Annotated in this window: 22 protein-coding genes; 8 read left to right on the top strand and 14 right to left on the bottom strand. The window is 72.4% G+C overall.

Annotated features, from left to right (window positions below; genetic code table 11):
- Positions 1-435: 435 nt before the first annotated feature.
- From ACQP1S_RS05000 to ACQP1S_RS04980, 5 genes are all read right to left on the bottom strand, one after another.
- The gene (locus ACQP1S_RS05000; RefSeq protein WP_432907812.1) at positions 436-729 is read right to left on the bottom strand and encodes a phospholipase; all 294 of its coding nucleotides are present in this window, start codon (positions 727-729) and stop codon (positions 436-438) included.
- 76 nt (positions 730-805) lie between these two features.
- Positions 806-2,203, bottom strand: coding sequence for a DUF4331 domain-containing protein (locus ACQP1S_RS04995; RefSeq protein WP_432903487.1), 1,398 nt, complete (start codon positions 2,201-2,203; stop codon positions 806-808).
- A gap of 179 nt (positions 2,204-2,382) precedes the next feature.
- Positions 2,383-2,661: a hypothetical protein gene (locus tag ACQP1S_RS04990; RefSeq protein ID WP_091248350.1), complete on the bottom strand. Its 279-nt coding sequence runs from the start codon at positions 2,659-2,661 to the stop codon at positions 2,383-2,385.
- A gap of 127 nt (positions 2,662-2,788) precedes the next feature.
- Positions 2,789-5,311 (bottom strand): bifunctional FO biosynthesis protein CofGH, encoded by a 2,523-nt coding sequence (locus ACQP1S_RS04985; RefSeq protein WP_432903484.1) that lies wholly within the window; start codon positions 5,309-5,311, stop codon positions 2,789-2,791.
- Positions 5,312-5,478: 167 nt separating this feature from the next.
- Positions 5,479-6,399 (bottom strand): hypothetical protein, encoded by a 921-nt coding sequence (locus ACQP1S_RS04980; protein WP_432903481.1) that lies wholly within the window; start codon positions 6,397-6,399, stop codon positions 5,479-5,481.
- A gap of 98 nt (positions 6,400-6,497) precedes the next feature.
- Between ACQP1S_RS04980 and cofD the strand changes: the two genes are divergently transcribed.
- A complete protein-coding gene (gene cofD / locus ACQP1S_RS04975) occupies positions 6,498-7,445 on the top strand; it encodes a 2-phospho-L-lactate transferase (RefSeq protein ID WP_432903478.1) in 948 nt (315 codons plus the stop codon).
- Positions 7,442-8,605 (top strand): coenzyme F420-0:L-glutamate ligase, encoded by a 1,164-nt coding sequence (locus tag ACQP1S_RS04970; RefSeq protein WP_432903475.1) that lies wholly within the window; start codon positions 7,442-7,444, stop codon positions 8,603-8,605. The genes cofD and ACQP1S_RS04970 overlap by 4 nt, the downstream gene beginning before the upstream one ends.
- A 180-nt stretch (positions 8,606-8,785) precedes the next feature.
- Here the strand turns inward: ACQP1S_RS04970 and ACQP1S_RS04965 are convergent, their stop codons facing one another.
- Positions 8,786-9,787 (bottom strand): ArsR/SmtB family transcription factor, encoded by a 1,002-nt coding sequence (locus ACQP1S_RS04965; RefSeq protein WP_091248332.1) that lies wholly within the window; start codon positions 9,785-9,787, stop codon positions 8,786-8,788.
- A gap of 278 nt (positions 9,788-10,065) precedes the next feature.
- Positions 10,066-11,103 carry a hypothetical protein gene (locus ACQP1S_RS04960; protein WP_432903472.1) on the bottom strand — a complete coding sequence of 346 codons (1,038 nt, stop codon included), beginning with the start codon at positions 11,101-11,103 and terminating at the stop codon, positions 10,066-10,068.
- 297 nt (positions 11,104-11,400) lie between these two features.
- Here ACQP1S_RS04960 and ACQP1S_RS04955 point away from each other — a divergent pair, with 297 nt between their 5' ends.
- Positions 11,401-11,985, top strand: coding sequence for an NUDIX hydrolase (locus ACQP1S_RS04955; protein WP_432907809.1), 585 nt, complete (start codon positions 11,401-11,403; stop codon positions 11,983-11,985).
- A 139-nt stretch (positions 11,986-12,124) separates the two neighbouring features.
- Here the strand turns inward: ACQP1S_RS04955 and ACQP1S_RS04950 are convergent, their stop codons facing one another.
- A complete protein-coding gene (locus tag ACQP1S_RS04950) occupies positions 12,125-13,216 on the bottom strand; it encodes a mannose-1-phosphate guanylyltransferase (RefSeq protein ID WP_432903469.1) in 1,092 nt (363 codons plus the stop codon).
- 63 nt (positions 13,217-13,279) lie between these two features.
- Complete coding sequence (locus ACQP1S_RS04945; protein ID WP_091248325.1) at positions 13,280-14,425, bottom strand: glycosyltransferase family 4 protein; 1,146 nt, start codon at positions 14,423-14,425, stop codon at positions 13,280-13,282.
- A gap of 151 nt (positions 14,426-14,576) precedes the next feature.
- Between ACQP1S_RS04945 and ACQP1S_RS04940 the strand changes: the two genes are divergently transcribed.
- Positions 14,577-15,266, top strand: coding sequence for a TIGR03089 family protein (locus ACQP1S_RS04940; protein WP_432903466.1), 690 nt, complete (start codon positions 14,577-14,579; stop codon positions 15,264-15,266).
- Positions 15,267-15,562: 296 nt separating this feature from the next.
- Here ACQP1S_RS04940 and ACQP1S_RS04935 read toward each other — a convergent pair whose 3' ends face one another.
- The gene (locus ACQP1S_RS04935) at positions 15,563-17,635 is read right to left on the bottom strand and encodes an acetoacetate--CoA ligase (protein WP_432903463.1); all 2,073 of its coding nucleotides are present in this window, start codon (positions 17,633-17,635) and stop codon (positions 15,563-15,565) included.
- 238 nt (positions 17,636-17,873) lie between these two features.
- Complete coding sequence (locus ACQP1S_RS04930) at positions 17,874-18,389, bottom strand: acyl-CoA thioesterase (protein ID WP_091248315.1); 516 nt, start codon at positions 18,387-18,389, stop codon at positions 17,874-17,876.
- Between the two features lie 23 nt (positions 18,390-18,412).
- Between ACQP1S_RS04930 and ACQP1S_RS04925 the strand changes: the two genes are divergently transcribed.
- Positions 18,413-19,087 (top strand): hypothetical protein, encoded by a 675-nt coding sequence (locus tag ACQP1S_RS04925; RefSeq protein WP_432903460.1) that lies wholly within the window; start codon positions 18,413-18,415, stop codon positions 19,085-19,087.
- A gap of 144 nt (positions 19,088-19,231) precedes the next feature.
- Here the strand turns inward: ACQP1S_RS04925 and ACQP1S_RS04920 are convergent, their stop codons facing one another.
- Both ACQP1S_RS04920 and ACQP1S_RS04915 read right to left on the bottom strand, forming a co-directional pair.
- The gene (locus tag ACQP1S_RS04920) at positions 19,232-19,411 is read right to left on the bottom strand and encodes a DUF397 domain-containing protein (protein WP_432903457.1); all 180 of its coding nucleotides are present in this window, start codon (positions 19,409-19,411) and stop codon (positions 19,232-19,234) included.
- The gene (locus ACQP1S_RS04915; RefSeq protein WP_432903455.1) at positions 19,401-20,249 is read right to left on the bottom strand and encodes a DUF5753 domain-containing protein; all 849 of its coding nucleotides are present in this window, start codon (positions 20,247-20,249) and stop codon (positions 19,401-19,403) included. Before ACQP1S_RS04915 ends, ACQP1S_RS04920 begins: the two co-directional genes overlap by 11 nt.
- Before the next feature lie 202 nt (positions 20,250-20,451).
- Here ACQP1S_RS04915 and ACQP1S_RS04910 point away from each other — a divergent pair, with 202 nt between their 5' ends.
- Positions 20,452-20,601, top strand: a complete 150-nt coding sequence (locus tag ACQP1S_RS04910) for a hypothetical protein (protein WP_432903453.1) — start codon at positions 20,452-20,454, stop codon at positions 20,599-20,601.
- Positions 20,598-21,746 carry a helix-turn-helix domain-containing protein gene (locus ACQP1S_RS04905; protein WP_432903450.1) on the top strand — a complete coding sequence of 383 codons (1,149 nt, stop codon included), beginning with the start codon at positions 20,598-20,600 and terminating at the stop codon, positions 21,744-21,746. The genes ACQP1S_RS04910 and ACQP1S_RS04905 overlap by 4 nt, the downstream gene beginning before the upstream one ends.
- Before the next feature lie 95 nt (positions 21,747-21,841).
- Here ACQP1S_RS04905 and ACQP1S_RS04900 read toward each other — a convergent pair whose 3' ends face one another.
- Entirely contained in the window at positions 21,842-23,005 is a 1,164-nt protein-coding gene (locus ACQP1S_RS04900) for an acyl-CoA dehydrogenase family protein (protein WP_432903447.1), read from the bottom strand.
- Between the two features lie 246 nt (positions 23,006-23,251).
- Here ACQP1S_RS04900 and ACQP1S_RS04895 point away from each other — a divergent pair, with 246 nt between their 5' ends.
- The gene (locus ACQP1S_RS04895) at positions 23,252-24,679 is read left to right on the top strand and encodes a UDP-glucose dehydrogenase family protein (protein ID WP_091248292.1); all 1,428 of its coding nucleotides are present in this window, start codon (positions 23,252-23,254) and stop codon (positions 24,677-24,679) included.
- The last annotated feature ends 5 nt before the right edge of the window (positions 24,680-24,684 follow it).

The raw sequence follows: 24,684 nt of genomic DNA, 5'->3' as shown, positions 1-24,684 counted from the left end.
ACCCCCCACGCGAAAGGCGTGCTTGTCCGTCCGGTCCCTATTTGTGCGTTCCGCGCGAACAACCCCATCGAAATTACACGCGTGTAATGCGTGCGCCGTCAAGCCGAACTTGATAATGGAGTCGCCCTCCCGACACGCCGCCGGACGGTCACCCGGACCACCCGGCCCTCGCAACCTGCCCTATCGATTCAGACCCCGGGCGAGTAACGCCCTCTCCGGCGAGTTGCCCCAGATTTCTGCCGTGGCGTCGCCGTCCGGGACGCCCCCGGGGAACGCCGTCCGACGCTCCGGTCGGCCGGTCTCGCCAAGATCATGAGCATGGTGGGGGACAGGTTAACGCGGTTGGCCCCGGATCGCTCGTCGAGTCGGAAATAACGACAGCGCCCCGTCCACAATGTGGACGGGGCGCTCGGGTCGGTACGGCTGATGCGGCGCTCAGGCCGACCGTGATGGGCTGGTCGGCCAGGTGAATTCGGCGATCGCCCCCCCGTTGACGGAGATCGTTCCGGCGGGCGTCTCCTCGTCCCACCAGACGGTATAGAGACCCGCCGTCAGGTCCGGATAGACGGCACTGTGGAACACCCCGTCCCGGACGATCCGCTCCCGCACGGCGGAGTGCGTCCGCACCGCGCCGCCCTGGTCGACCCGGCTGATCTCGATCTCCCGGCCGTGCTGGTCACGTCCGGTATAGATGATCAGTGCGCCGGTGTCACCACCGACGTCGAGCATCACCGTGCCGCTCTCCGTCGGCCCGTACTGGTGATGATGATGGTGGTGGTGCCCGCTCACGCCGCTCTCCGTCCGGTCAGGACTTCGCCGCGGCCGGGTTGTTGAACCCGTCGTACGGCGTGCCGAGGAAGGGGAAGTCCCGCAGGAAGGGTGCCGTCACGTCGGCGGCGCTCAGGCCGGGGGTGACCGCACCGGCCGCCGCGTCCGGCGTGAACTTCTTGTCCACCAGCGGCACGGTGACCCCGGCCACCGCCCGCAACGCGATGCTCACCACGTCGTCGACGACCCGGCGGCCGTTGGGGAAGCCGGCCAGGTCCCCGCCCAGCAGACCGAACTGGTTGGGCCGGCTGCTCGGCTTGATCGCGGTGTTCAACCGCAGCATGTCGGCCTGCACGTCACCGGTGAGGTTCGTGAAACCGTCGATCAGCCCGGACGGAATGCCGGTGAGCAGGATGGCGAGCAGGTCGGCCCGGGGCTTCTTGGCCTTGTTCAGCGCGTCCAGGTTGGGGAAGACACCCGGGTAGAGCACCGGCAGCAACGCCGCCAGCTCCGGCTGCTCGACGAACCGGGCGAACCGCTTGTCCTCGGTCGGCGGCAGCGTGTTCCACAGGTCCTTCTTGGACATCGGCACGATGACCTCGTTGAACAGCGGGTTGCCCAGCCGGGACACCTGGGTCCACGGGCCGATCGCGGCGTCCGCGGCGACCTTGTCGCCGAGCACCCGCACCTGCTGCCGGGACGCCGTCGTCCACACCCCGATCGTCGAGGCCCGGTCGCCCACGCCGTACCGGTTGGACTTGCGGCGGACCTTGCTCAGCGGCACCTGCACCGCGATGCTGTGCACGTTCATCCGGTCCACCGAGTTGACCGGCTCGCCCTCGGTCTTGAACAGCTTCTTGCCGGCCACGTGCAACTGCTGGAACGGCCGCAGCGTACCCAGGTCGAAGATCGCGCCCAGGTCGACGAAGAAGCCGTCCGCGCGCTGCCCGGCGAACACCTTCTCCCCCGTCGACAGCTTGTACGTCGCCTGCCGGACCAGGTCGTTGTACTTGGGGATGGACAGCGGCCCCACGTTGCACGGCGGGCAGGGCAGCTTGTTGGCGAGCACGTGCTCCTTGCCGTCGGTCACCCGGGTCAGCTTGTAGAACTGCCGCCGGTTCCAGTTCTTGCTGTCCAGCGACTCGATCGGCCCGGTGTTGTAGAGAAAACTGTTCTCGTTCGTGATCTCGGTACGGAATTCGAACCGGTAGGTCACGTCGGGATGGCCGTCACCGTCGTTGTCGATATGGATCTCGTACCGCACGTCGTCGCCGAACTCGAAGAAGTTCGGGCCGCCCGAGGGGAGCTGCAACGGCACGTAGTTGGCGATCAACGTCACCGAGTCGTGCCGGTCGGGGCTGACGAAGGCGTAGAGGTCGGAACTGTCGGCGACCGGGTCCTTGCTTATTTCCGGTGCTTCGCGGTGGGACGACATGGCGGACCAACCTTTGCGGGATCATGGGGAGTCAGGGCATGACGAACCGGGCGCCGAGAGCCTGCGCCTGGCGGTGAAGGGGAAGAGGGCCGGGCGGGTCAGCGCCGCCCGGGACAGCGGGCGGGTCGCCCCACCCGGTGACGACGGACAGGTCGGACCGCCCGGAGACGGCGGACGGGTCAGCCGCGCCCGGCAGCCCGACGGAGCCGGTCGGCCAGCCCCCGGTCACGTACCTCGATCCGGGACGTACCGACGAAGACGTCCAACGTCCCGGACCTGGCGTCGCGCAGGTGGACCACGATCGGGCCCTCCGCGCTGCTGGCCGACGGGGAGTTCTGCGCGGCCGACACGCCGGTCACCGTCAGCGCCGCCGCGCCCAGCGTGGCACTCGCCGCGGCGGTCAGTGTCTGCCGCCGGGTCAGTCGCGGCCAGGAACGCTTCCGCACTTCGCTCGTCATGGGGGAACCTTTCCTCCGGCGGCGCGTGAGCGCGCGCGGTGTGGAGCGCGAGGTCGCCGGCGGCGGCCCTCGCCTCAACCGCCGCCGGCGAACACTGGTACGGCCCGCACGCGCGAAAGGTTCGATGTCATCGCGACGGATGACCGTACGCGGTCGTCCGCTTGCGCGCCGGACGTCCGGCGGCGGCGGCGATCGCCCGCAACTGCTCCTCGGTACGCGCCGAACCGTTGCCCGAACCCGCCATCCGGGAGATGGTCTCCTCCATCAGGGTGCCGCCCAGGTCGTTGCAGCCGCCCTGCAACATCGCCACGGTGCCCTCGTCGCCGAGCTTCACCCAGGAGCACTGGATGTTGTCGATCCGCCCGTGCAGCAGCAGCCGGGACATCGCGTGCACGACCCGGTTCTCCCGCCAGGTCGGGCCGGGACGGGCGATGCCGGCCAGGTAGATCGGCGCGTTGGTGTGCACGAACGGCAACGCCACGAACTCGGTGAACCCGCCGGTGCGGTCCTGCACCCCGGCGAGGACCCGGAAGTGCGCCAGCCACTGCCCGGGATGGTCGACGTGGCCGTACATCATCGTGGAGCTGGAGCGGATGCCCAGCTCGTGGGCGGTCGAGACCACCTCGACCCAGGCGGCGGCCGGCAGTTTGCCCTTGGTGAGCACCCAGCGCACGTCGTCGTCGAGGATCTCGGCGGCGGTGCCCGGGATGGTGTCCAGGCCGGCCTCGCGCAGCATCGACAGCCAGTCCCGCACCGGCACGCCCGCCTTGGCGGCGGCGGTGACGATCTCCATCGGGGAGAACGCGTGCACGTGCATGCCGGGCACCCGGGCCTTGATCGCCCGGACGATGTCGGCGTAACCGGTCACCGGCAGTTTCGGGTCGATGCCGCCCTGGAGGCAGACCTCCCCGGCCCCGGCCGCCCACGCCTCCTCGGCCCGGTCGGCCACCTGCTCCACCGACAACCGGAACGCGTCGGCGTCCCGTTCCCGCTGGGCGAACGCGCAGAACCGGCAGCCCACATAGCAGACGTTGCTGAAGTTGATGTTCCGGTTGACCACGTAGGTGACGTCGTCGCCGACGGTGTCCCGACGCACGTCGTCGGCGAGCCGGCACAGCGCGTCCAGGGCCGGGCCGTCCGCGCCGAACAGCGCCAGGGCCGCGTCGGCGTGCCGGGGCTCCAGCAGCGCCGCCGGGTCGTCGGCCGCCAGCCGCAGCCCCGCCCGCAGGTCGCCGTCGGCACCCGGCACCGGTCCGCCCGACGCGGCGGGGCTCACCTTGCCGGCGACCTCCGCCCAGTCGCCGTAGACGCTGTCGAAGTCGCCCCGCCGGTCGTCGGTGCGGCCAGCGGTGTCGATGGTGGCGTGCAGATCGGTCCGGCCGCCGCCGAAGACCTCCTCCGGCTCCTGCCACGGGCGGCCCACCGGCCGGGCCGCCTCCACGGCCAACCCGGTCGCCGGGTCGGCGAGCGCGGTGACGTGCGGTGACAGCCGGGGATCGAGCCACGGGTCGCCGGCCCGGACGTACTCCGGGTAGATCGTCAGCCGCTCGCGCAGGGTGAAGCCGGACTTCTCGGTCTGCCGGGCCAGCTCGTCGAGCTGCGGCCACGGCCGTTCCGGGTTGACGTGGTCCGGGGTGAGCGGGGAGACCCCACCCCAGTCGTCGATGCCGGCCCGCAGCAGCAGGTCGTACTCGTCCTCGATCAGGTTGGGCGGGGCCTGGAGCCGGGCCTTCGGGCCGAGCAGCAGCCGGGCCACCGCCACGGTGGCCGCCAGGTCGTGCAGCTCGGCGTCGGGCAGGCCACCCATCGCGGTGTCCGGCTTGGCCCGGAAGTTCTGCACGATCACCTCCTGGAGGTGGCCGTACTCCCGGTGCGACCGGCGGATCGCGAAGATCGCGTCGACCCGCTCGGCGGGGGTCTCGCCGATCCCGATCAGGATGCCGGTGGTGAACGGCACCCCGACCCGGCCGGCGTCGTCGAGCACCCGCAGCCGCACCGCCGGTTCCTTGTCCGGGGAGCCGAAGTGCGGCCCGCCCGGCTCCGACCAGAGCCGGGTGGCGGTGGTCTCCAGCATCATCCCCATGCTCGGCGCGACCGGCTTGAGCCGTTGCAGCTCCGACCAGGAGAGCACCCCCGGGTTGAGGTGCGGCAGCAGCCCGGTCTCCTCCAGCACCGCCACCGCGCAGGCCCGCAGGTAGTCCACGGTGGAGTCGTAGCCCCGCTCGTCCAGCCAGGCACGGGCCGCCGGCCACCGCTCCTCCGGCCGGTCACCGAGGGTGAACAGGGCCTCCTTGCAGCCCAACGCCGCGCCCTGCCGGGCGATCTCCAGCACCTCGTCGGTCTCCAGGAAGGCCGCCGGCAGCCGGTGCGGCACGGTCGCGAAGGTGCAGTAGTGGCACCGGTCCCGGCAGAGCCGGGTCAGCGGAATGAAGACCTTCTTCGAGTACGTCACCACGCCCGGCCGGCCGGCGTCCCGCAGCCCGGCGTCCCGGACCTCCCCGGCGATCCGGAGCAACTCGTCCAGGTCGGCATCCCGGGCGCTCAGCAGCGCGGTGGCCTCGTCGACGTCGAGCGCGCGCCCGGTGGCGGCCCGGCGCAGCGCCCGTCGCACACTCGCCGAGGTCGGGCCGGGATCGGTGCGGTCAACCATCCGCCCAGCCTAGGCGCTGGCCGGGACGATCCGGCAGGCATGCGAGCCGGGTGTGACATCATCCCCGACCCGGCGCGACCCGAGCCGACCTGGACGGGCGGGGGCGGTACCGCACCGGCCGGGTCGGTGCGCACGCCGCAGCGCGGACCGGCCCGGCCGGGTGTGGCTCAGTGCGGGGTGTTCGGGTCGTCCCGACGGAAGGGCTGGGTGCGGTCGCCGTCCGCGTCGGCCGGGCCGGTGGTCGGCTCCGTGGACTGGCGCGGGATCGCCTGGGTCGGGTCGGCCGACGGAGGCTGCCCGAACGGCGGGGCCGACTGCGGCGCGGACTGCGGCGCCCCGAACGGCGGGGCCGACTGCGGCGGGATGCCGGTCGGTGGCCCCGACTGCGGCGGCGCGGACTGGGGCACCCCGAACGGCGGCGCGGACTGCGGAGCGGCCCCGAACGGCGGCGCGGACTGCGGCGGCGGGGCGAACCCGGGCTGGCCGTACTGCCCGGCGCCGGGGTGACCCGGGGGCGGGTAGCCCTGGCCCGGGTAGCCACCCTGCTGCTGCGGCCAGCCGGACTGCGGCTGACCGTAGACGCCGGGCTGGGGCTTCGGCTTCGCGACGTGGTAGAGGGTGCGCCAGATCCGGTAGACCACGAAGGCGGCCATCCCGAACAGCGCCAACCAGGCCGCCCGGGTCAGCATGCCGAGCAGGGCGTCCAGCACCTCCGCCTCGGCCAGTCGGCCCACCAGCCAGATCAGGAAGGTCAACACGCCGAACAGGGCGCCGAAGGCGTACTCGGCGAGGGCGACCTGGGTGAACTGCCGGGCCCGACCGGACACCGGTGCGAGGTGGGTGACCAGCAGCACGGCCAGCAGCGGCAGCACCGTCGCCTCAAGGCCGACGAAGGCGAAGAACTCGCTCCCCGCCCGCCCCGAGAAGGTGCTGTAGTCCGATGTCGGTACGAGCAGCCGGACGAACCCGACGAAGAGCAGCACGGCGTTCGCGCCGAGCAGGACGAGCGCGGCGAGTTCGCGCAGGGGTGCGGTGATCTGGCGGGCCTGCGACGCGTCGCGCGACGCGGGCTCGGCGGGGCTGGTCACGAACTCTCCCTCGGGGCGAAACGGACAGATGCCGACGTGAGCCTAGTCTCCCGGGCCGCCCGCCGGCTGCACGCGTCCCGTACGGGAGGATGGACGACATGCGCATCGTGGTTCTGACCGGCGGAATCGGGGGTGCCCGATTCCTGCTCGGCGTCCGGTCGTACGCCCGTGAGGTGGGTGCCGAGGTGACCGCCGTGGTCAACGTCGGCGACGACCTCTACCTGCACGGACTCAAGGTCTGCCCCGACCTGGACAGCGTCCTGTACACCTTGGGCGGGGGCGCCGACCCGGAGCGCGGGTGGGGGCGGGTCGGCGAGAGCTGGACCATCAAGCAGGAGTTGGCGGCGTACGGCGCCGAGCCGGGCTGGTTCTCCCTCGGTGACAAGGACGTCGCCACCCACCTGGTGCGCACCACCATGATCACCGCCGGGTATCCGCTGTCGCAGGTGACCGACGCGCTGGCCGCACGCTGGCAGCCCGGCGTACGGCTGCTGCCGGCCACGGACGACCGGCTGGAGACGCACGCGGTGGTCGACCTGGACGGCGAGCGGCGGGCCATCCACTTCCAGGAGTGGTGGGTCCGGTACCGGGCGGGCGTGCCCACCGACCGGTTCGTCTTCGTCGGCGCGGACACCGCCAAGCCGGCCCCCGGGGTGACCGAGGCGCTGGCCGCCGCCGACGTGGTGCTGGTCGCGCCCAGCAACCCGGTGGTGAGCATCGCCCCGGTGCTGGCGGTGCCCGGCCTGCGTGACGCGGTCGCCACCGGCCCCGCCCGGGTCGTCGGGGTGTCGCCGATCATCGGCGGCGCACCGGTGCGCGGGATGGCCGACCGGTGCCTGGAGGTGCTCGACGTCGAGTGCAGCGCCGCCGGGGTGGGCCGGCTCTACGGCGGTCGCAGCGAGGGTGGCCTGCTCGACGGTTGGCTGGTCGCGCCCGAGGACGACGGGGTGACGGTGCCGGGGGTGACGGTGCGCGCGGTCCCGTTGCGGATGACCGACGAGGCGGCGACCACGGCGATGGTCCGGGCCGCGATGGAGCTGGTGTGAGACTGGAGATCCTGCCGGTGCCGGGCATCGGTGACGTGACCGAGGGCGACGACCTGGCCGTGCTGATCGGCACGGCCGCACCCTGGCTGCGCGACGGCGACGTGCTGGTGGTCACCAGCAAGATCGTGTCGAAGGCGGAGGGCCGGCTGGTGGACGTGCCGGCCGACGGGCCGGAACGGCTGGCCGCCCGGGACGAGGTGTTGGCCGCCGAGACCGCCCGGGTGGTGGCCGTCCGGGGACAGACCCGGATCGTGCAGACCCACCACGGTTTCGTGATGGCCACCGCCGGGATCGACGCCTCGAACGTCGACAAGACCCGGCTGGTGCTGCTCCCGGTGGACCCGGACGCGTCGGCCCGGTCGCTGCGCGCCGCGCTGCGGGCCCGCTACCGGATCGACGTCGCGGTGATCATCAGCGACACGATGGGCCGGCCCTGGCGCAACGGGCTGACCGACGTGGCGCTCGGCGTCGCCGGGATGGCCGCCATCCGGGACCACCGGGGCGAGGTCGACCCCTACGGCAACGAGCTGCAACTGACCCAGATGGCGGTGGTCGACGAGCTGGCCGGCGCGGGCGAGCTGATCAAGGGCAAGTGCGACCAGGTCCCGGTGGCGGTGGTCCGGGGCTACCTGCCGGCGACCTCCCCACCGGCCGACGGCGACCTTGACCCCCGGCCGTCCGACGGCAACCGCCGGGACGGTCCGCCGGCGATCCGGCCGGTCGACGACGGGGTCGGGGCTGCCGCCCTGGTCCGGGAGAGCGCGTTGGACCTGTTCTCGCTCGGCACCGCCGAGGCGATGGCGGCCGGGCTACGCGCCGCCGCGACGCTGGCCGACGGACCCGGCGAGGTGCCGGCCGACCCGGCGGCGGTCGACCGGGCGATCGCCGCGGTGGCCGAGGTGGTCGCCCCCGGCACCACCTTCACCCGGATCACCGACGACGAGGTACGCGCCGATCTCGCCGCGACCGTCGACGGCTGGCCGACCGGGGCGACCGCTCTGCTGCTCGGCACGGCGCCCACCCCCGTCGACCAGCCCGATCTGGTGCGTTTCGGCGCCGATCTGCACCGGCTGCGGAGCGCGCTGGCCGCCGAGGGGGTCCCGTCCACCCTGCTGCCGCCGCCGACGGGCAGCATCGCCAGCGCCTGCCTGGCCCTCTGACCGACCCGCCCCCGGCGGGCCGACCGACCCTCCCCTGACCGAGCCGGTCGTCATCACCACAATGTCGCCGAAGTGGCGGTTTCCGCGAGGCTGGACACCGCTATCTCAGCGCAGTTGCGCCACGCGCCCGGCCGCGCGATGCGCGTCAGGCGTCAGGCGTCAGGCGTCAGGCGTCAGGCGTCAGGCGTCGAGCATGGCCCGGCCGAGCGGGGTCAGGGTGTGCAGCACCGTGTTGCGGTCCCGGCGGCTGACCAGCAGCCCCGCGTTGCGCAGCACGGTGGTGTGCTGGCTGGCCGCAGCGGCCGAGATGTGCAGCCGGCGGGCCACCTCGCCGGTGGTCGCGCCGTCGTCGCTGACCTGAAGGACCGCAGCCCGGGTACGGCCCAGCAACGCCGCCAGCGCCTCCCGGCCGCCGTCGCCGGCGGGTCGCCCACCCTCACCCGGGGGCGGATCCAACCCGCCGAGCCGGTCGGCCGGGTAGACCAGCACCGGCGGCAGCGCCGGGTCGAGCAGGGCGACCGGGGTACGCGCGCAGAAGAACGACGGCACCAGCAGCAGCCCCCGACCGTCCAGGTGCAACTCCCGACGGTTCGGATAGTCGAGGACCTGGAGGACGCCGGATTCCCAGCGCATCCCCGGTCGCAGGCTCGCCAGCAGCCCCTCCGCGCCACCGTCGAGCAGGGCCCGGGCGCGTACCGCGCGATCGGCCTCCACGGCGGCCCTGATCCGCCCCCAGTACGGGTCGATCGCCACCGACCGGTACTGCGTCATCGACTCCGTCAGGTGGCGGAGCACCTCCGGCTCGCCCCGGGCCAGCGCGGCGGCCGACGACGGCAGCAGGTTCGTCCCGGCCAGCACGTTCAGGTCCCGGCGCAGCAGCCCGGTCGGGGTGGACCGGACGGCGTCCAGCCCCGCCTCGAACCCGTCCAGGCTCTGGTACGGGGTGAGGAAGTCGGGAAAGTAGCCGCGGGGCGGGTTCAGCGCGAACAGCAGCCGGAACTGATCGGCGGCGGTCTCCCGGCGCAGCCCGGCGGCGACCCCACGTCGCCAGCCCGCCATCAGCGGGTCGCGGGTGCGCCCCTGGAGCAGGTGCAGGCTGAGGACCAGCTCCCAGACCGGGTCGGCGGCAGGGGCGACCCGGGTCCGGAGGATGTCCTCCTGGGAGAAGTGGATGGTCAGCATCGAGCGCTCCTGGGGCGGGGCAGGGGGAGGCCCGCCGACCCACTGAACTGTACCGGGCGGCACTTATCTCCACTTTTAAGCGTGGACTGAAAGACCTCGACGCCCGTACTGTCGGTTGGCATGCTCCTACTGCCCGGCACGACGCGTGGGGGTCACCCCACCGCCCCCGGGTGGCCTGGGGCCAGGGAAACGTGGCGCCCGGGAGGCACCACGAGGGTCTGCGGCCCTGGTTCCGCAGAGGTGTCACCCGGGCCCCGCCACCCGTGCGGTGGGGCGGTTCAGCCGATCCAGAGCGCCACCCGGTGGTCCTCGTCTGTGACGTAGAAGCTGCGTCCGTCCACCTCGGCCACCCCCTCGACGTTCCGGAACGGCGTCAACTCGGCCACCACCTCACCCGCGATCCGATCGTCGTCGGTCGGCTCAACCCGGAACCGGACGTGCCGCGAGGTCACCTCACCGCCGGTCGGATGGTCGTCCAGCAGCACCGAGCCCTTGCCGAGCGCGTCGATCGACCCGACCACCGCCGCGTACCCGCCGTCGTCCGTCGGGGTGACGGCCCGGAAGCCCACCAGCGCGCCCGGCGGCGTCACTCCGGTCAGCGCGTACGCCCGCCCGGCGCGTGGCCAGCCGCCGCCCGGGGTGAACATCTCCGGGACCCCGGCCAGCTCGACCAGGACCGGTTCCCCGTCCACGGTCACCGGGAAGCGGAGCCCGAGCAGCACCGTCCCGTGCGGGGTGAACGTCGCCGCCTCCACGTTCAGCGGCAGGTCGCCGTCGGCCAGCCGGCGTACCCACGACTTGGCCCGCGCCGTGCCCCGCGACACCGTCTCGCCGATGAACCGCTGCCGGACCCGCTCGCCCGGCGGCAACGGGACGAACGCGGCCTTGACCAGGGCGTCGTTGATCGCCCGGTGCACCCGGAACCGGTTGCGGACCACCTGCACCGGCAGCGTCCCGGTGGCCGCGTCGTCCTCCCGGAACCGGGCCACGAACGCCCGGCGGGGCCGCAGCGGGCCGGCCTTGGAACCGAAGTGCGAGCCGAAGACGTACACCCAGCCGTCGTGCGCGGCCAGCGCCTCACCGTCCTCGGTACGGCCGTTCTCGACCCCCGCGTCGGCCGACACGTGATGGGCGACCCACTCGCCGTCGGTGCGCTCCAGCAGCAGGGCCAGGCATTGCTCCACCGGCCCCTCGTCGAGCACGGTCCAGAAACCACGGACGGCGTCGTGCGCCCGCAGCAGCGACCGGGACCGGACCGGCAACAGGTCGCTGGCCTCGTTGCCGGCCACCACGAACTCCAGAAGTCTCAGGCTCACCGCGCCAGGGTACGGAGCGCACGCTCGTAGAGTGTCGGGATGCCCGACGCCTTCCCCGCCGCCCCGGCCCCCTCCCCGGCCGACCCGACCGGCACCACCGACCCGACCGGCACCACCGCGCCGGGCGGCACCACCCAGCTGGGCGGCACCACCCCACTGGCCAGGACCACCGAGCTGGCCAGGACCACCCAGCTGGCCAGGACCACCGAGCCGGCCAGCGGTACCACCGAACCGGGCGGGACTGCCGAGTCCACCGGCACCACCGGGGCGGACACCGCCACCTTGCCGGGCGGCACCATCGGGACCACGCCCGGAGTGCCCGGCGACGGAAACGTGGCGCTGCACGCGGACGCGGTGGCGGTGCTGGCCGGTTGGACGCCGACCGGGCCGGCCGCCGCCGAGGCGCGGGACCGTACCCTCGCCCTGCTCGCCGACGGCCCGGTCGCCCTGACCCGCCACCATCTGCCGGGCCACCTCACCGCGAGCGCCCTGATCCTCGACGCCGCCGGTGCCCGGGCGCTGCTCTGCCTGCACGGCAAGCTGCACCGCTGGGTGCAGCTCGGCGGGCACTGCGAACCGGGCGACGAGACGCTGGCCGGGGCGGCGCTGCGCGAGGCCACCGAGGAGTCCGGCATCGCCGGCCTGGCCATCGACCCCGTCCCGATCGACGTGGACATCCATCCGGTGGCCTGCCAGGGTGGTTCGCTGCACCACGACGTGCGGTTCGCGGTCTTCGCCCCGCAGGAGGCAGTCGCGCAGGTCAGCGACGAGTCCGAGGCGCTCGGCTGGTTCCCGACCGACCGGCTGCCGGAGCCGCTGGCCGGCGGCACCGTCCAACTTGTCGCCCCGGCTCTGGCCGCCCACGCCCGCCGTCCCCGCTGACCTCACGGCCGCCGACACCGACACCCTGAACCGGGCCGCCGGCCGCACGCCCCGTCGCTTCAGGATCATGCAGGCGCCGACCCACGCCCGCCCGGCGGTGGGAGCGCCACGCCACCGGGCGGGTCACGCCGCCCGGCGGTCAGACCAGTCCGTCCTCGCCCCGGGCCTTCAGCTCGTCGACCAGCGCCTTGACGTCCTGGGCCCGGTCGCGCGGGCAGACCAGCACCGCGTCGGGGGTGTCCACCACGATCAGGTCACGGACCCCGAGGGCGGCCACCAGCCGACCCGACTGCGGCACCACCACCAGGTTGTGGGCGTCGTGCAGCAGGACCCCCGGCTTGGCGTCGGTGCCCAGCACCACGTTGCCGGCCGGGTCGGCGGGCAACACCTCACCGAGGGTGTGGAAGTCGCCCACGTCGTTCCAGCCGAAGTCGCCCGGCACGGTGGCGACCCGGCCGGCGGTGGCCGCGCCCTCCATCACCGCGTAGTCGACGGAGATCTTCGGCAGCGTCGGCCAGACCGCGCCGAGGACCTCGTCCTGCTCGGGGGTGCCCCAGGCCGCCGCGATCGAGATCACCCCGGCGTGCAGGGTCGGCTGCTGACGGGCCAACTCGGCGAGGAAGACGTCCACCCGCCAGACGAACATGCTGGCGTTCCAGAGGTGCCGCCCCGAACGCAGGTACGCCTCGGCGACCGGCGCGGCCGGCTTCTCCTTGAACTCGGTCACCGGACGCAGTGGGCCGTCGCCGGTCGGGTCGCCGGTCTCCAGGTAGCCGTAGCCGGTCTCGGCCCGGGTCGGGGTGATCCCCACCGTCATCAGCAGCCCCTGCTCGGCACCACCGATCGCCGCCCGGACCGTCTCCACCCAGGTGGCGGGGTCGCGGATCAGGTGGTCGGCGGCGAAGGAGCCCATCACCGCCGCCTCGTCGCGCCGGGCGATCACCGCCGCCGCCAACGCGATCGCCGCGCAGGAGTCCCGGGGCGAGGGCTCGACCAGGATGTTCTCCTCCGGCACCCCGCCCAGTTGCCGGGCCACCGCCGCCGCGTGGGCGGCCCCGGTGACCACCAGGATGCGCTCCGGTGTGGTCAACGGCGCGAGCCGGCCCACGGTCGCCTGGAGCAGCGACGCGTCGGTGCCGGTGAGCGGATGGAGGAACTTGGGGTGCCCCGCGCGGGACAGCGGCCACAACCTCGTGCCGCTGCCACCCGCCGGGATGACGGCGTAGAGCATCAGCACATCATGCCCGAACCGCCACAGGTCGGATGCCGGGTCGGCCGTACGGCCAGCGACCACTCAGGAACGCGCCCGGCTCCACGCGGCGATGTGCACCTCGGCGCTGGACGCCCAGGTGAACTCCTTGGCCCGGTCGAAACCCGCCTTGGCCAGCGACAACCGCCGCTGCTCGTCGTCGAGCAGGGCAGCCAGGTCGGTGGCGATCTGGTCCGGGTCCTCACTGGTGTAGGCGACCGCGTCACCGCCCACCTCGGGCAGCGAGAGCCGGGGCGTGGTGAGCACCGGGGCGGCGCAGGCCATCGCCTCCAGGATCGGCAGGCCGAACCCCTCGCCGTACGACGGATAGGCGGCGACCAGCGCGCCGCCGAGGAAGCCGGGCAGGTCGGCGTAACGCAGGTAGCCGGGACGCAGCAACCGCAGGTGCGAGGGAACCTCGGCCACCGCGCGGTCGATGTCGTCGTCGTGCCCCTGACCACCGGCGACCACCAGGGCCGGCGGGTTCTCCCGGTCGCCCACCGCCCGCGCCCAGCCCCGGATCAGATTGGGTACGTTCTTGCGCGGCTCCTTGGCCCCGAGGAAGGCGATGTAGCTGCTGCCGCCGAGCCCGAGCCGGGCCCGTACCCGGGCCTTCTCCTCCTCGCCCGGGGCGTGGAAGGCGTCCTGGTCGACCCCGTGGTAGGCCACGTCGATGCGGGTCGGGTCGGCGTCGAGCAGCCGGATCAACTCGTCGCGGGTGGCCTTGCTGGGCACGATCACCCGGCTGGCCCGGCGCAGCGACGTCTTGATCGCGCTGCGGAAGAACGTCCGCCGGGACTTGTCGTAGTGCTCCGGCTCGGTGAAGAACGTCGCGTCGTGCACGGTCACCGTGACCGGGCAGCCGGCCCGCAGCGGGCAGGTGTAGAACGGCGAGTGCAACACCTCGGCACCGACCTGCTGGGCGAGCAGCGGCAGGCCGGTCTGCTCCCAGGCGAGCCGGGCCGGGCGGTGGGCGACGGCGGCCGGAGCGGGGATCACCTCGGCCCCGGGCAGCTTCCGGGCGTAGCGCTCCAGATCGGTGCGCAGGCTCACCACGACCAGGTCGACCGTCTCCCCGCAGACTGTGCCGAGGGCTCCGAGCAGGCCATCGACGTATCTACCGACGCCGCCACGGTCGGCGGGGACACTCGTGGCGTCGATGAGCACGCGGGGCGGGCGACCGGCGGTCACGGGGCGACTCCTTGCACTGGCGGGCCTGTGGGAAACAACACTCCGGGCAAGCCTACGCCGGAGCCCGGTACGGACGCTGACTCCGACCCGACCGTACGCCGACTTGTCATCGTCATCGAATACGGACGGCAGGGGCGTATCGTTCGCGCCGATGGCCGACAACATTGCCCGGGTATTCGCCGCCGCGATCGCGGCCGAGCCCGCCCGCCCCCTGCTGACCTGGTATGACGACGCCACCGGCGAACGCACCGAACTCTCCGGCGCGACCCTGGCGAACTGGGTGGCCAAGACCGCCAACCTGCTCGTCGACGAGTTGGGCCTGAGCCCCGGCGACCCGGCCGGGGTGCTGCTGCCGCCGCACTGGCAGACCGCTGCGGTGCTGCTCGGCTGCTGGTCGGCCGGGTTGACGGTGCGGGACGAACCGGGTGACGTGGACGTGCTCTTCGCCGCCGCCGACCGGGTGACCGAGGTGGACGCCTGGCCGGCCGGCGACCGGTACGCGCTGGCGCTCGCCCCGTTCGCCGCCCCGCTGCGCGAGGTGCCCGCCGGGTTCGTCGACTATGTCGTCGAGGTACGCACCCAGGGTGACCACTTCACCCCGTCCGCCCAGGGTGGCCCCACCGACGCGGCCCTGCTGGCCGAGGCGGACGCCCGCGCGACGGCCCTCGGCATCTCCCCCGGCGACCGCCTGCTCATCGACGCGGCGACCCACCCCGACCCGCGCGACTGGCTGCTCGCCCCTCTGGTCCGCCAGGCGACGATCGTGCTGACCGGCAACGCCGACCGGTCCCGCTTCCCCGCCCGCACCACCACCGAACGCACCACCCACACCCTCCCCTGACCCCGCCCCTCCCCTCCCAGCCCCGCTCCGCCCGGCCCCGCCCAGCTCCACTCCGCCCAGCCCCGCCCGTCCAGCCCCGGTGATCAAGAGGTTTACGTCAACATCCGGCCAACAGATGACGCATACCTCTTGATCACCCGCCCCCGGCGCGACGGCGTTCGGTGATCAAGAGGTTTGGGGCAGTAATGGGGACTTGGATGACGTAAAGCTCTTGATCACCGGGGCCGGGCGGAGCGGGGCAGGGCGGGTGGGGACAGGGCGGGGCAAGGGGGGCAAGCGGGGCAGGGTGGGGTGGGTTACGGGGTGGGGCGGGTTTGGGCGAAAGCGGCGAAGGCGGTCAGGGACTCGGGGTTGGCCAGGGCACCCTTGGCGGCGGCCGAGTCGACCGGGGTGCCGGTGAGGATCTTCTTGACCGGGACCTCCAGCTTCTTGGACGACAGGGTGCGCGGGACCGCCCTGACCTGGTGGATCTCGTCGGGGATGTGCCGGGGCGACAGCGCGGTACGCAGCTCGCGGGCGATCTTGCGGCGCAGCGCGTCGTCGAGTTCCAGACCCTCGGCGAGCACCACGAACAGCAGCAGTTCCCCCGCGCCGCCCTCGTCGTCCTCCAGGTGCACCACCACCGAGTCGACCACCTCGTCGAGGCTCTCCACCACCGAGTAGAACTCGGCCGTGCCGAGCCGTACGCCGCCCCGGTTGAGGGTGGCGTCGGAGCGGCCGGTGATCACACAGCCACCCCGCTCGTTGATCGTGATCCAGTCGCCGTGCCGCCACACCCCGGGATAGACGTCGAAGTACGCCTCCGCGTAGCGGCGACCGTCCGGGTCGTTCCAGAACCCCACCGGCATGCTCGGCATCGGTGCGGTGATCACCAGCTCGCCCAACTCCCCCAGCACCGGGGTGCCGTCGGCCGAGCGGGCCTCCACCCTCGCGCCGAGCGCCCGGCAGGTGATCTCCCCGGCGTACACCGGTAGCAGCGGCACCCCACCGACGAAGCCGGTGCAGACGTCCGTCCCGCCGGACAGCGACTGGAGCTGAAGGTCGGTGCCGACCGTCTCGTACACCCAGGTGAAGCCCTCGGCGGGCAGCGGCGCGCCGGTGGAGCCGACCCCGCGCAGCGCGGACAGGTCGGCGACGTCCTTGGGCACCAGGCCGGCCTTGCGGCAGGCCAGCAGGAACGGCGCGGACGTGCCGAAGTACGTGGCACCGGTCTCCTCGGCCAACCGCCACAGCGCGCCCAGGTCCGGGTGGCCGGGGTTGCCGTCGAACAGCACGATCGTCGCCCCGACGGCCGGCCCGGAGACCAGGAAGTTCCACATCATCCAGCCGGTGGTGGTGAACCAGAAGAACCGGTCGGCCGGGCCGAGATCGTGGTGCAGGGCCAGCATCTTGAGGTGTTCCAGCAGGATGCCGCCGTGCCCGTGCACGATCGGCTTGGGCAGGCCGGTGGTGCCGGAGGAATAGAGCACATAGAGCGGATGGTCGAACGGGACCGGGGTGAAGGTCAGCGGCTCGTCGGTCTCCGCCGCCAGCTCGGCCCAGCTCAGGACGCCCTGCGGTACGCCGTCCGACGCGGCCTCCGCGCGGTCGGCGGGGCCGCCGGGCAGCGCGGAGGCCGGGGCAGAGCCGTCGGAGCCGCCGGGGCCGGTCGGGGCAGAGCCGTCGGGGCCGGCCGGGTGCAGGTAGGGGATGTCGACGGTGTACGCCAGCGACGGCAGGGCGGCCCGGATGGCGGCCACCTCCGGCCGCCGGTCCACCGGCTTGTCGCCGTACCGGTAGCCGTCCACGGCCACCAGGACCTTCGGCGCGATCTGCTGCCAGCGGTCGACGACACTGCGGGTGCCGAACTCCGGGGCACAGGACGAGAAGATCGCCCCGAGACTGCTGGTCGCCAACAGCAGCACGTACGTCTCGGGGATGTTCGGCGCGTACGCGGCCACCCGGTCCCCGGCGACGACGCCGAGCCGGCGCAGCCCGGCCGCCACCCGACGGACCTGCTCGCGCAGCTCGGCTGCGGTCAGGGTGACCGGCGGGCGGGTCTGGGAGTGCGCGACCACCACCGGGTCGTCATCGGCGCGGCCGGGCATCCGCAGCACGTTCTCGGCGTAGTTGAGCGTCGCGCCGGGGAACCACCGGGCGCCGGGCATCGCCGCATCACCCAGGGTCGCCGTCGGCGGGGTGTGCGCCACCACCTCGAAGTGGTCCCAGATCGAGCGCCAGAAGGCGTCCAGGTCGGTGACCGACCACTGCCACAGCGCGTCGTAGTCGGCGAAGTCCAGCCCCCGGTGCTTCCGCAGCCACCGCAGGTAGCCCCCGATCCGGGACCGCTCGCGTACGTCCGCCGGCGGCGTCCACAGCACGTCACCCACCGCTCCACCCTCCCTGAGGCCCACACGGCACTGTGCCCGGCCATACCGCCATCTTGCCTACCTGGCAGCGTCATCATCCACACCGGGGCCCACCACGGAAACGTGCCCCGCGCACACAATCCGTCTCCCCCCACCTTCCCGCCCCGCCCCGCCCCGGTGATCAAGAGGATTGGGTCAGTTTTCAGCGCGGGATTGACGTAAACCTCTTGATCACCGGGGCGAGCTGGGGAGGTGGGGGTCAGGAGGCGCGGTGGGCTTGGATGGCGCGGCGTTTGGCGAGGCGGTGGGCGCGGCGGATTTCCGCCTCCTTGTAGCGACGGTGGTCGTCGGGGGTTTCCGGGAGGACGGGGCGGACCGGGCGGGGGGCGCCGGCCACGTCCACGCCGACGAAGACGAGGTACGCGGTGGCCACCCGGACCGGCTCGTCCTCGGCCGAGTCCCAGCGCTCGGCGACCACCTTCACCCCCACCTCCATCGAGGTGTTGCCCGTCCAGTTGACCTGGGCGTGGGCGTGCACCAGGTCACCCACCCGGACGGGTTCGGAGAAGACGATCTCGTCGATCGAGGCGGTCACCGCCGTGCCGCCGCTGTGCCGGGCCGCCGCCGCACCGGCCACGTCGTCGACGAACTTCATCAACACCCCACCGTGCACGGTTCCGTACAGATTGACATCGACAGCGGTCATGATGCGACTCAGCGTGACCCGGGAGTACGACGTCGGCTTGCCGGGAGGGGTGGTGGGGTGCTCGGTCATGGCAGAAACGGTACGGTGCGCCAATGCGACATCTCTGGAGCTTCCTCGCCGGGTTGGTGGTGGCACCCGTCACGTGGGTGCTGATCACCCTCGGGCAGGACGGGTCGGGCCGGACCGTGGACCGCTGGGTGGAGATCGGCACGTACAGCACGGCCAACCTGATCGAGCCGGCCGTCTACCTCGGCATCGCCGGCATTCTGCTCGGCCTGGTCGGCACGCTGCGCACCTCACCGGTCGGGCCGCTCGTCGCCGGGCTGCTGCTGATCACCCCGTACGTCGGGATGTTCATCGCCCCGTTCACCGTGCTCGACTGGATTCCGAGCGGCTGGAAGGTGCTCGGCGACCCGCTGCCGCTGCGCCAGCCGGTGCAGAACGGCACCCTGTTCCTGATCGGCCTGCTGCTGCTGGTGGCCGTGTTCAGCGCCCAGCGGTGGCGGCGCTGGCCGCAACCGGTGATGGGGACGGAATCGGCCCCGGCCGACTACGACAACCCGCCGCCGCCCAGCTATGCCACGAGCGACTGGCCGCCGGCCGGTCCGCCCGCCCGCAGCGAGCCGGACACCGTCCCACTCACCCTCGGCTATCCCGACCTGGACACCCCCACCGAGCCGCTGCCCCGACGGACCGGGACCGAGTCGCCGTGGTCCGCGCCGCCGCGCTACGGCGCGAAGCCGGAGAACAGCCCCGACAACCGTTGACCGCGTCGGGTGGGCCGGCAGGACCGGCCCACCCGAGCCGACCCATCTACTCGCCAAGGTTGAGGGCGGCCACTGCAACGAGGTGCAGCGACGGGCGGCAGGTCAACCGCCGTCCTGCCGTCGCCGGATGGCAGGCCAGAGCAGTCAGTGCGACGCCTTGAAGCCGCTGATGAACGCATCCCAGACGGCAGGCTCGAAGCTCAGCGTGCCGGCGTCGGGGGCCTTGGAGTCGCGGACGTCGACCTGCGCGCCCCGGTCCCGCACCTCGACGCACTGGCCGTTGCTGCCGGACCGGCTCGACGTGCGCCAGGCGTTACGCTCCATGCTCGCTCAACTCCCTGATGAACTTGATCGACTCGGCGGGCGACATCGCCAGCGTCTTCAGATTGTCGTACGCCGCCGACAGTCGCGCCAGGTCGCGGCTCGACTCCAGGAACAGTTCGCCGGCAAGGGTTTCGATGTAGCCCAACGGTGGGTCGTCCGGTTCGAAGGCGAGCAGGACGAAACCACTACCGTCCGCCAGATGAGCGCCGGCCTCGAAGCGCAACACCTGGATCGTGACGTTCGGCAGTCGACTCAACGTGACCAGGTGGTGGAGTTGCTCGCGGAGCACGTCCGGGCCGCCGACCTCGGTCCGCACCGAAGCCTCGGAGAGGATCGCGTGCATCCGCAGCGGCGTCGGCTTGCGATGCAGAACCTCTTGCCGGGTCATCCGGGCGGCGACCCGCTGTTTGATCCCCTCCGGATCGGTCTCCCGGCCGATGACGCTGACCTCGCGGGCGTACGCCTCGGTCTGTAGGAGACCGGGCACCAGCATCGGCTCGAAGTTCTTGAGTTCGATGGCCTCGGTCTCGTACGCGATGTAGGTGGCGTACTTGCCGCCGAGACGCTGCCACCAGCCCTCCTCACGCAGGCCACGGGCCTGCTCCAACAGGGAGGTGCCGGCTTCACCGTCAATCTTGACGCCATACGCGACCAGTAGCTCCATGACGTCGCCGGCACGGAGCTTGATCTCGCCGGACTCGATCCGGCTGATCCGGGACGACGAGCAGCAGACGATCTCCGCCGCGCGATCACCGGTCAGCCCCTTCGCCTCGCGGAGCTTACGAAGCTCCCGGCCGAGTCTGCGGGACCGTGGTGTTGCCGGAGTGAATCGAGGCATGCACACATCGTGCACCCCCATCATCACGTTGTCACGCCGAACCTGAGGCCAATCAATACGGATGCGCGAGCAGCCTTGCGCTGCATCACTTGATGCGGAACTCTAGCTACATGTCGGACACGTTCCGCAACGCCCTTTGCCACTTGCGTGACGGAAGTGCGGCAACGTACCGCCCTGGGCAGGCCAGAAAGTGAGGACGTCTGTGGTTTCGGGAGTCGTGGTGATGGTGTTCGGTGGCCTGGTGCCGGGCTTTCTGGTCGGGCTGCTCGCGTTCCGGGTCAAGTCGAGGTGGTGTCCGCGCTGCGGGGAGTCCACCACCGCCGTCCACCCGCCGACAGGGCGGGACCGGTGACCCGCCCGGTCCTGTCCGACGCCGACGAGTTGCCGATCGGCCGGCGGGTGGCCCGTTGGCGGGTACGCCGCCGGATGACCCAGCAGATGCTCGCCGACCGGCTCGGCAAGTCGAAGAGCTGGGTGGACAAGGTCGAACGCGGCGTACGCAGCCTGGACCGCTACTCGACCGTCCAGGAGATCGCCGAGGTGCTGCGCCTCGACCCGGCCGTCCTGCTCGACCCCCGCAGACCGCTACCGACGGCGACCGCCGGCCTCGACGGGGTCGACGCGGTCCGTGCCGCCCTGGCCCGCTACCACCAGCGGCCCGCCCGGACGGTGTCGCCCGACGAGGTGGGTCGGCACGTCGCGCACGCCTGGCTCAGCTACCAGCACGCCCACTACACGCAACTTCTCCGGGCCCTGCCCACCCTGCTCGACGCCGCCCACGCCACGCCGGGGCCGCTGGTGTCCGCGTACCGGATCACCGCCTCGGTGCTGGTCAAGCTCGGCGAGGCCGACCTCGGCTGGCTCGCTGCCGATCGGGCCGTCACCGCCGCCGTGGGCGACCCCGTCCGCACCGGCACCGCCACCATCGCGGTCGCCCAGGCGCTGCGCGCGCTCGGCCGAGACCGGCTCGCCCTGACGGCCGCCGTCGCCGCCATCGGCACCGCCGCCGACGATGCGGTACGGGGAACGCTGTTCCTCCAGGCCGCGCTGGCCGCGGCCGGCTGCGGTGACGGCCGCCGCGCCGACCACCTGATCGATCATGCCGCCGCCCTGGCCGATCGCTTTCCCGGCGACGACGACCCTCAGCACACCGCGTTCGGCCCCACCGCCGTGCTGCTGGCCCGCTTTCTCGCCGCCCTGCGCCTCGGCGACACCGCCCAGGCCGTCTACCGCCACGAAAAGGCCGTCCGCCGGGACGACTGGCGTCGGCTCCCCGTCGAGCATCGGGCCGCGCACCTCGTCGACGCGGCCCGCGCCTACCTCGACGCCGGCGACCTCACCGCCGCCGGGCTCACGCTGGTCGAGGCCGACACCATCGCGCCCGCCGAGGTCCGCTACCGCCCTGCCGCGCGTACCCTCGTCGCCGAGATCGCCCGCAACGGCCCGCCGGCCGCCGGCGTGGCCCGCCTCGCCACCCTCGTCGGCCTCACCCGCTGACCCGCCAGCACCCTCCTGCCGCCGAGGTGGACGACTGACACAGACTGTCAGGTGCGAAGCAGGCGTCCGGGACGGAAGAGCTACGAGACAGGCGGTCAGTCCTTGAGGAGTTGGCGGGCCATGACGATGCGTTGGACCTGGTTGGTGCCTTCGTAGATCTGGGTGATCTTGGCGTCGCGCATCATCCGCTCGACCGGGTAGTCGCGGGTGTAGCCGTACCCGCCGAGCAACTGCACCGCGTCGGTGGTGATCTCCATCGCCGCATCCGAGGCGAAGCACTTCGCCGCCGCACCGAAGTACGTCAGGTCCGCGTCACCCCGCTCCGACTTCCCGGCCGCCGCATACGTCAACTGCCGGGCGGCTTCCAGTTTCATGCCCATGTCGGCGAGCATGAACTGCACACCCTGGAACTCGGCGACCGCCTTGCCGAACTGCTTACGCTCCCGCACGTACCCCTTGGCGTAGTCCAGGGCCCCCTGGGCGATCCCGACGGCCTGCGCGGCGATGGTGACCCGGGTGTGGTCCAGGGTCCGCATCGCGGTGCCGAAACCGGTGCCCTCCGCGCCGATCATCCGGTCCGCCGGGATCCGCACGTTGTCGAGATAGACCTCCCGCGTCGGGGAACCCTTGATCCCGAGCTTCTTCTCCGGCGCGCCGAAGCTGACCCCCGGATCGGACTTCTCCACCACGAACGCCGAGATCCCCCGCGACCGGGCGGATGGGTCGGTCACCGCGAACACCGTGTAGAACTCCGACACCCCCGCGTTCGTGATCCACCGCTTCACCCCGTTGAGCACCCAGTGATCACCGTCACGCACCGCCCGGGTACTCATCGACGCCGCATCACTACCCGCCTCCGGCTCCGACAGACAGTACGAGAACATCCCCTCACCCGCGGCGACCCGGGTCAGGTAGCACTGCTTCAACTCCTCGGAGCCGGCCAGGATCAGCGGCATCGTGCCGAGCTTGTTCACCGCCGGGATCAGCGACGACGAGGCGCAGGCGCGGGCCACCTCCTCGATCACGATCGCGGTGGCCAGGGCGTCCGCCCCCGCACCGCCGTACTCGACGGGGATGTGCGGGGCGTGGAAGTCGGCGGCCCGCAACGCCTCGTACGACGTCTGGGGGAACTCGCCGGTCTCGTCGGCCTCGGCCGCGTGCGGGGCCACCTTGGCGGCACAGACATCGCGGACCGCCTCGCGGACCGCGTCGTGCTCCTCGGGCAACCGGTAGACGTCGAACGTCTGCTCTGCGGCCATGTCGACCCTCCCATTTCACGGCTATCATGCGCAGTCTGTGACGTCCCTCAGGCCGCCGACTGCTGCAGTTGAAGAATAGCCATCGCGACCCCCGTCATGTTACCGACAGGTAGGATCACGCCGCGCGGCCCCCGAGAGCGCACAACTACGCTGACATGACGACAGGTTTTCCATCGGTGCCCGGCCAGGCGCCGCAGCCGATTGCGACGCAGTGAAGCGCCGCCAGCGCGAGCGGAGAAGACAGGCGTGACGATCCCGTACCCGAACATCCAGCCGGCGCCGACCATCTCCCCGGTGACGCCCCCCTCGGGTGCGCCGCGTCCGCGGGTGACCTTCCTCGGCACCGGCTACCTCGGCGCGACGTACGCCATCTGCTACGCCGAGTTGGGCTACGAGGTCCTCGGCTTCGACGTCGACGTCGACAAGATCGCCAAGCTGAACGCGGGCGAGGTGCCGATCCACGAACCGGGCCTCGACGAGCTGCTGCGGCGTAACCTGGCCGCCGGCCGGCTGCGGTTCTCGACCGACATCGCCGAGACCGCCGACTTCGGCGACGTGCACTTCATCTGCGTCGGCACCCCGCAGCGCGCCGACGGCATGGGCGCCGACCTGTCGTACGTCGAGGCCTCGGTGACCGCCCTGGCCCAGCAGCTCACCCGCAAGGCGCTGATCGTCGGCAAGTCCACCGTGCCGGTCGGCACCGCCGAGTGGGTGGAGCAGCTCGTCGGCAAGCACACCCCCACCGACCTGGCCGTCGAGGTGGCCTGGAGCCCCGAGTTCCTCCAGGAGGGCTTCGCCGTCGACGACGTGCTGCGCCCCAACCGGATCGTGGTCGGCGTCAAGAGCGAGTGGGCCAACGCCATGCTCTACGCCGCCCACAAGGGCGTCTTCGACCTGGCCGCCACCGAGGACCGGGAGGTCCCGCTGGTGGTCACCGACTTCGCCACCGCCGAGCTGGTCAAGGTCGCCGCGAACGCCTTCCTGGCCACCAAGATCTCCTTCATCAACGCGATGGCCGAGGTCTGCGAGGCCAGCGGCGGCGACGTCACCCAGCTCGCCCGCGCCATCGGCTACGACCCTCGGATCGGCAACCGGTTCCTCCAGGCCGGCCTCGGCTTCGGCGGCGCCTGCCTGCCCAAGGACATCCGCGCCTTCCAGGCCCGCGCCCAGGAGCTGGGTGCCGGCGAGGCGCTGCGCTTCCTGCACGAGGTGGACCTGATCAACCTGCGTCGCCGGACCCGGGTCCTCCAGCTCGCCGCCGACCTGCTCGGCCGCCGCACCGGCCCGGCCGGCCCGGACTTCTCCGGCACCCGGATCGCGGTGCTCGGCGCGACCTTCAAACCCAACACCGACGACGTCCGCGACGCCCCGGCGCTCGCGGTCGCCGCACTGCTCGCCAAGGCCGGCGCCGACGTGCACGTGTACGACCCGCAGGGCGCCGCGAACGCCCGCCGGATCGCCCCGGAGCTGATCTTCGAGGACAGCATGAACGACGCGGTCTCCGGCGCCGACCTGGTCTGCGTACTCACCGAGTGGGCCGACTTCCGCAACGCCGACCCGGTCGCCCTCGGCGAACTGGCCGCCGGGCGCAAGGTCGTCGACGGCCGTAACTGCCTCGACGCGGCACTGTGGACCCAGGCCGGCTGGGAATACCGGGGCATGGGACGCCCCTGACAATG

It is taken from the genome of Micromonospora matsumotoense, from assembly GCF_050951065.1.
Classification (GTDB): Bacteria; Actinomycetota; Actinomycetes; order Mycobacteriales; family Micromonosporaceae; genus Micromonospora; species Micromonospora matsumotoensis.
This window is presented reverse-complemented; position numbering and strand designations above follow the sequence as displayed.

What these genes read in the sequence shown, in the direction of transcription:
- ACQP1S_RS05000 (WP_432907812.1), bottom strand. Translation starts at nt 729, where the DNA reads ATGCTCGACGTCGGTGGTGACACCGGCGCACTGATCATCTATACCGGA.
- ACQP1S_RS04995 (WP_432903487.1), bottom strand. Translation starts at nt 2,203, where the DNA reads ATGTCGTCCCACCGCGAAGCACCGGAAATAAGCAAGGACCCGGTCGCC.
- ACQP1S_RS04990 (WP_091248350.1), bottom strand. Translation starts at nt 2,661, where the DNA reads ATGACGAGCGAAGTGCGGAAGCGTTCCTGGCCGCGACTGACCCGGCGG.
- ACQP1S_RS04985 (WP_432903484.1), bottom strand. Translation starts at nt 5,311, where the DNA reads ATGGTTGACCGCACCGATCCCGGCCCGACCTCGGCGAGTGTGCGACGG.
- cofD (WP_432903478.1), top strand. Translation starts at nt 6,498, where the DNA reads ATGCGCATCGTGGTTCTGACCGGCGGAATCGGGGGTGCCCGATTCCTG.
- ACQP1S_RS04965 (WP_091248332.1), bottom strand. Translation starts at nt 9,787, where the DNA reads ATGCTGACCATCCACTTCTCCCAGGAGGACATCCTCCGGACCCGGGTC.
- ACQP1S_RS04950 (WP_432903469.1), bottom strand. Translation starts at nt 13,216, where the DNA reads ATGCTCTACGCCGTCATCCCGGCGGGTGGCAGCGGCACGAGGTTGTGG.
- ACQP1S_RS04940 (WP_432903466.1), top strand. Translation starts at nt 14,577, where the DNA reads ATGGCCGACAACATTGCCCGGGTATTCGCCGCCGCGATCGCGGCCGAG.
- ACQP1S_RS04930 (WP_091248315.1), bottom strand. Translation starts at nt 18,389, where the DNA reads ATGACCGAGCACCCCACCACCCCTCCCGGCAAGCCGACGTCGTACTCC.
- ACQP1S_RS04925 (WP_432903460.1), top strand. Translation starts at nt 18,413, where the DNA reads ATGCGACATCTCTGGAGCTTCCTCGCCGGGTTGGTGGTGGCACCCGTC.
- ACQP1S_RS04920 (WP_432903457.1), bottom strand. Translation starts at nt 19,411, where the DNA reads ATGGAGCGTAACGCCTGGCGCACGTCGAGCCGGTCCGGCAGCAACGGC.
- ACQP1S_RS04915 (WP_432903455.1), bottom strand. Translation starts at nt 20,249, where the DNA reads ATGCCTCGATTCACTCCGGCAACACCACGGTCCCGCAGACTCGGCCGG.
- ACQP1S_RS04900 (WP_432903447.1), bottom strand. Translation starts at nt 23,005, where the DNA reads ATGGCCGCAGAGCAGACGTTCGACGTCTACCGGTTGCCCGAGGAGCAC.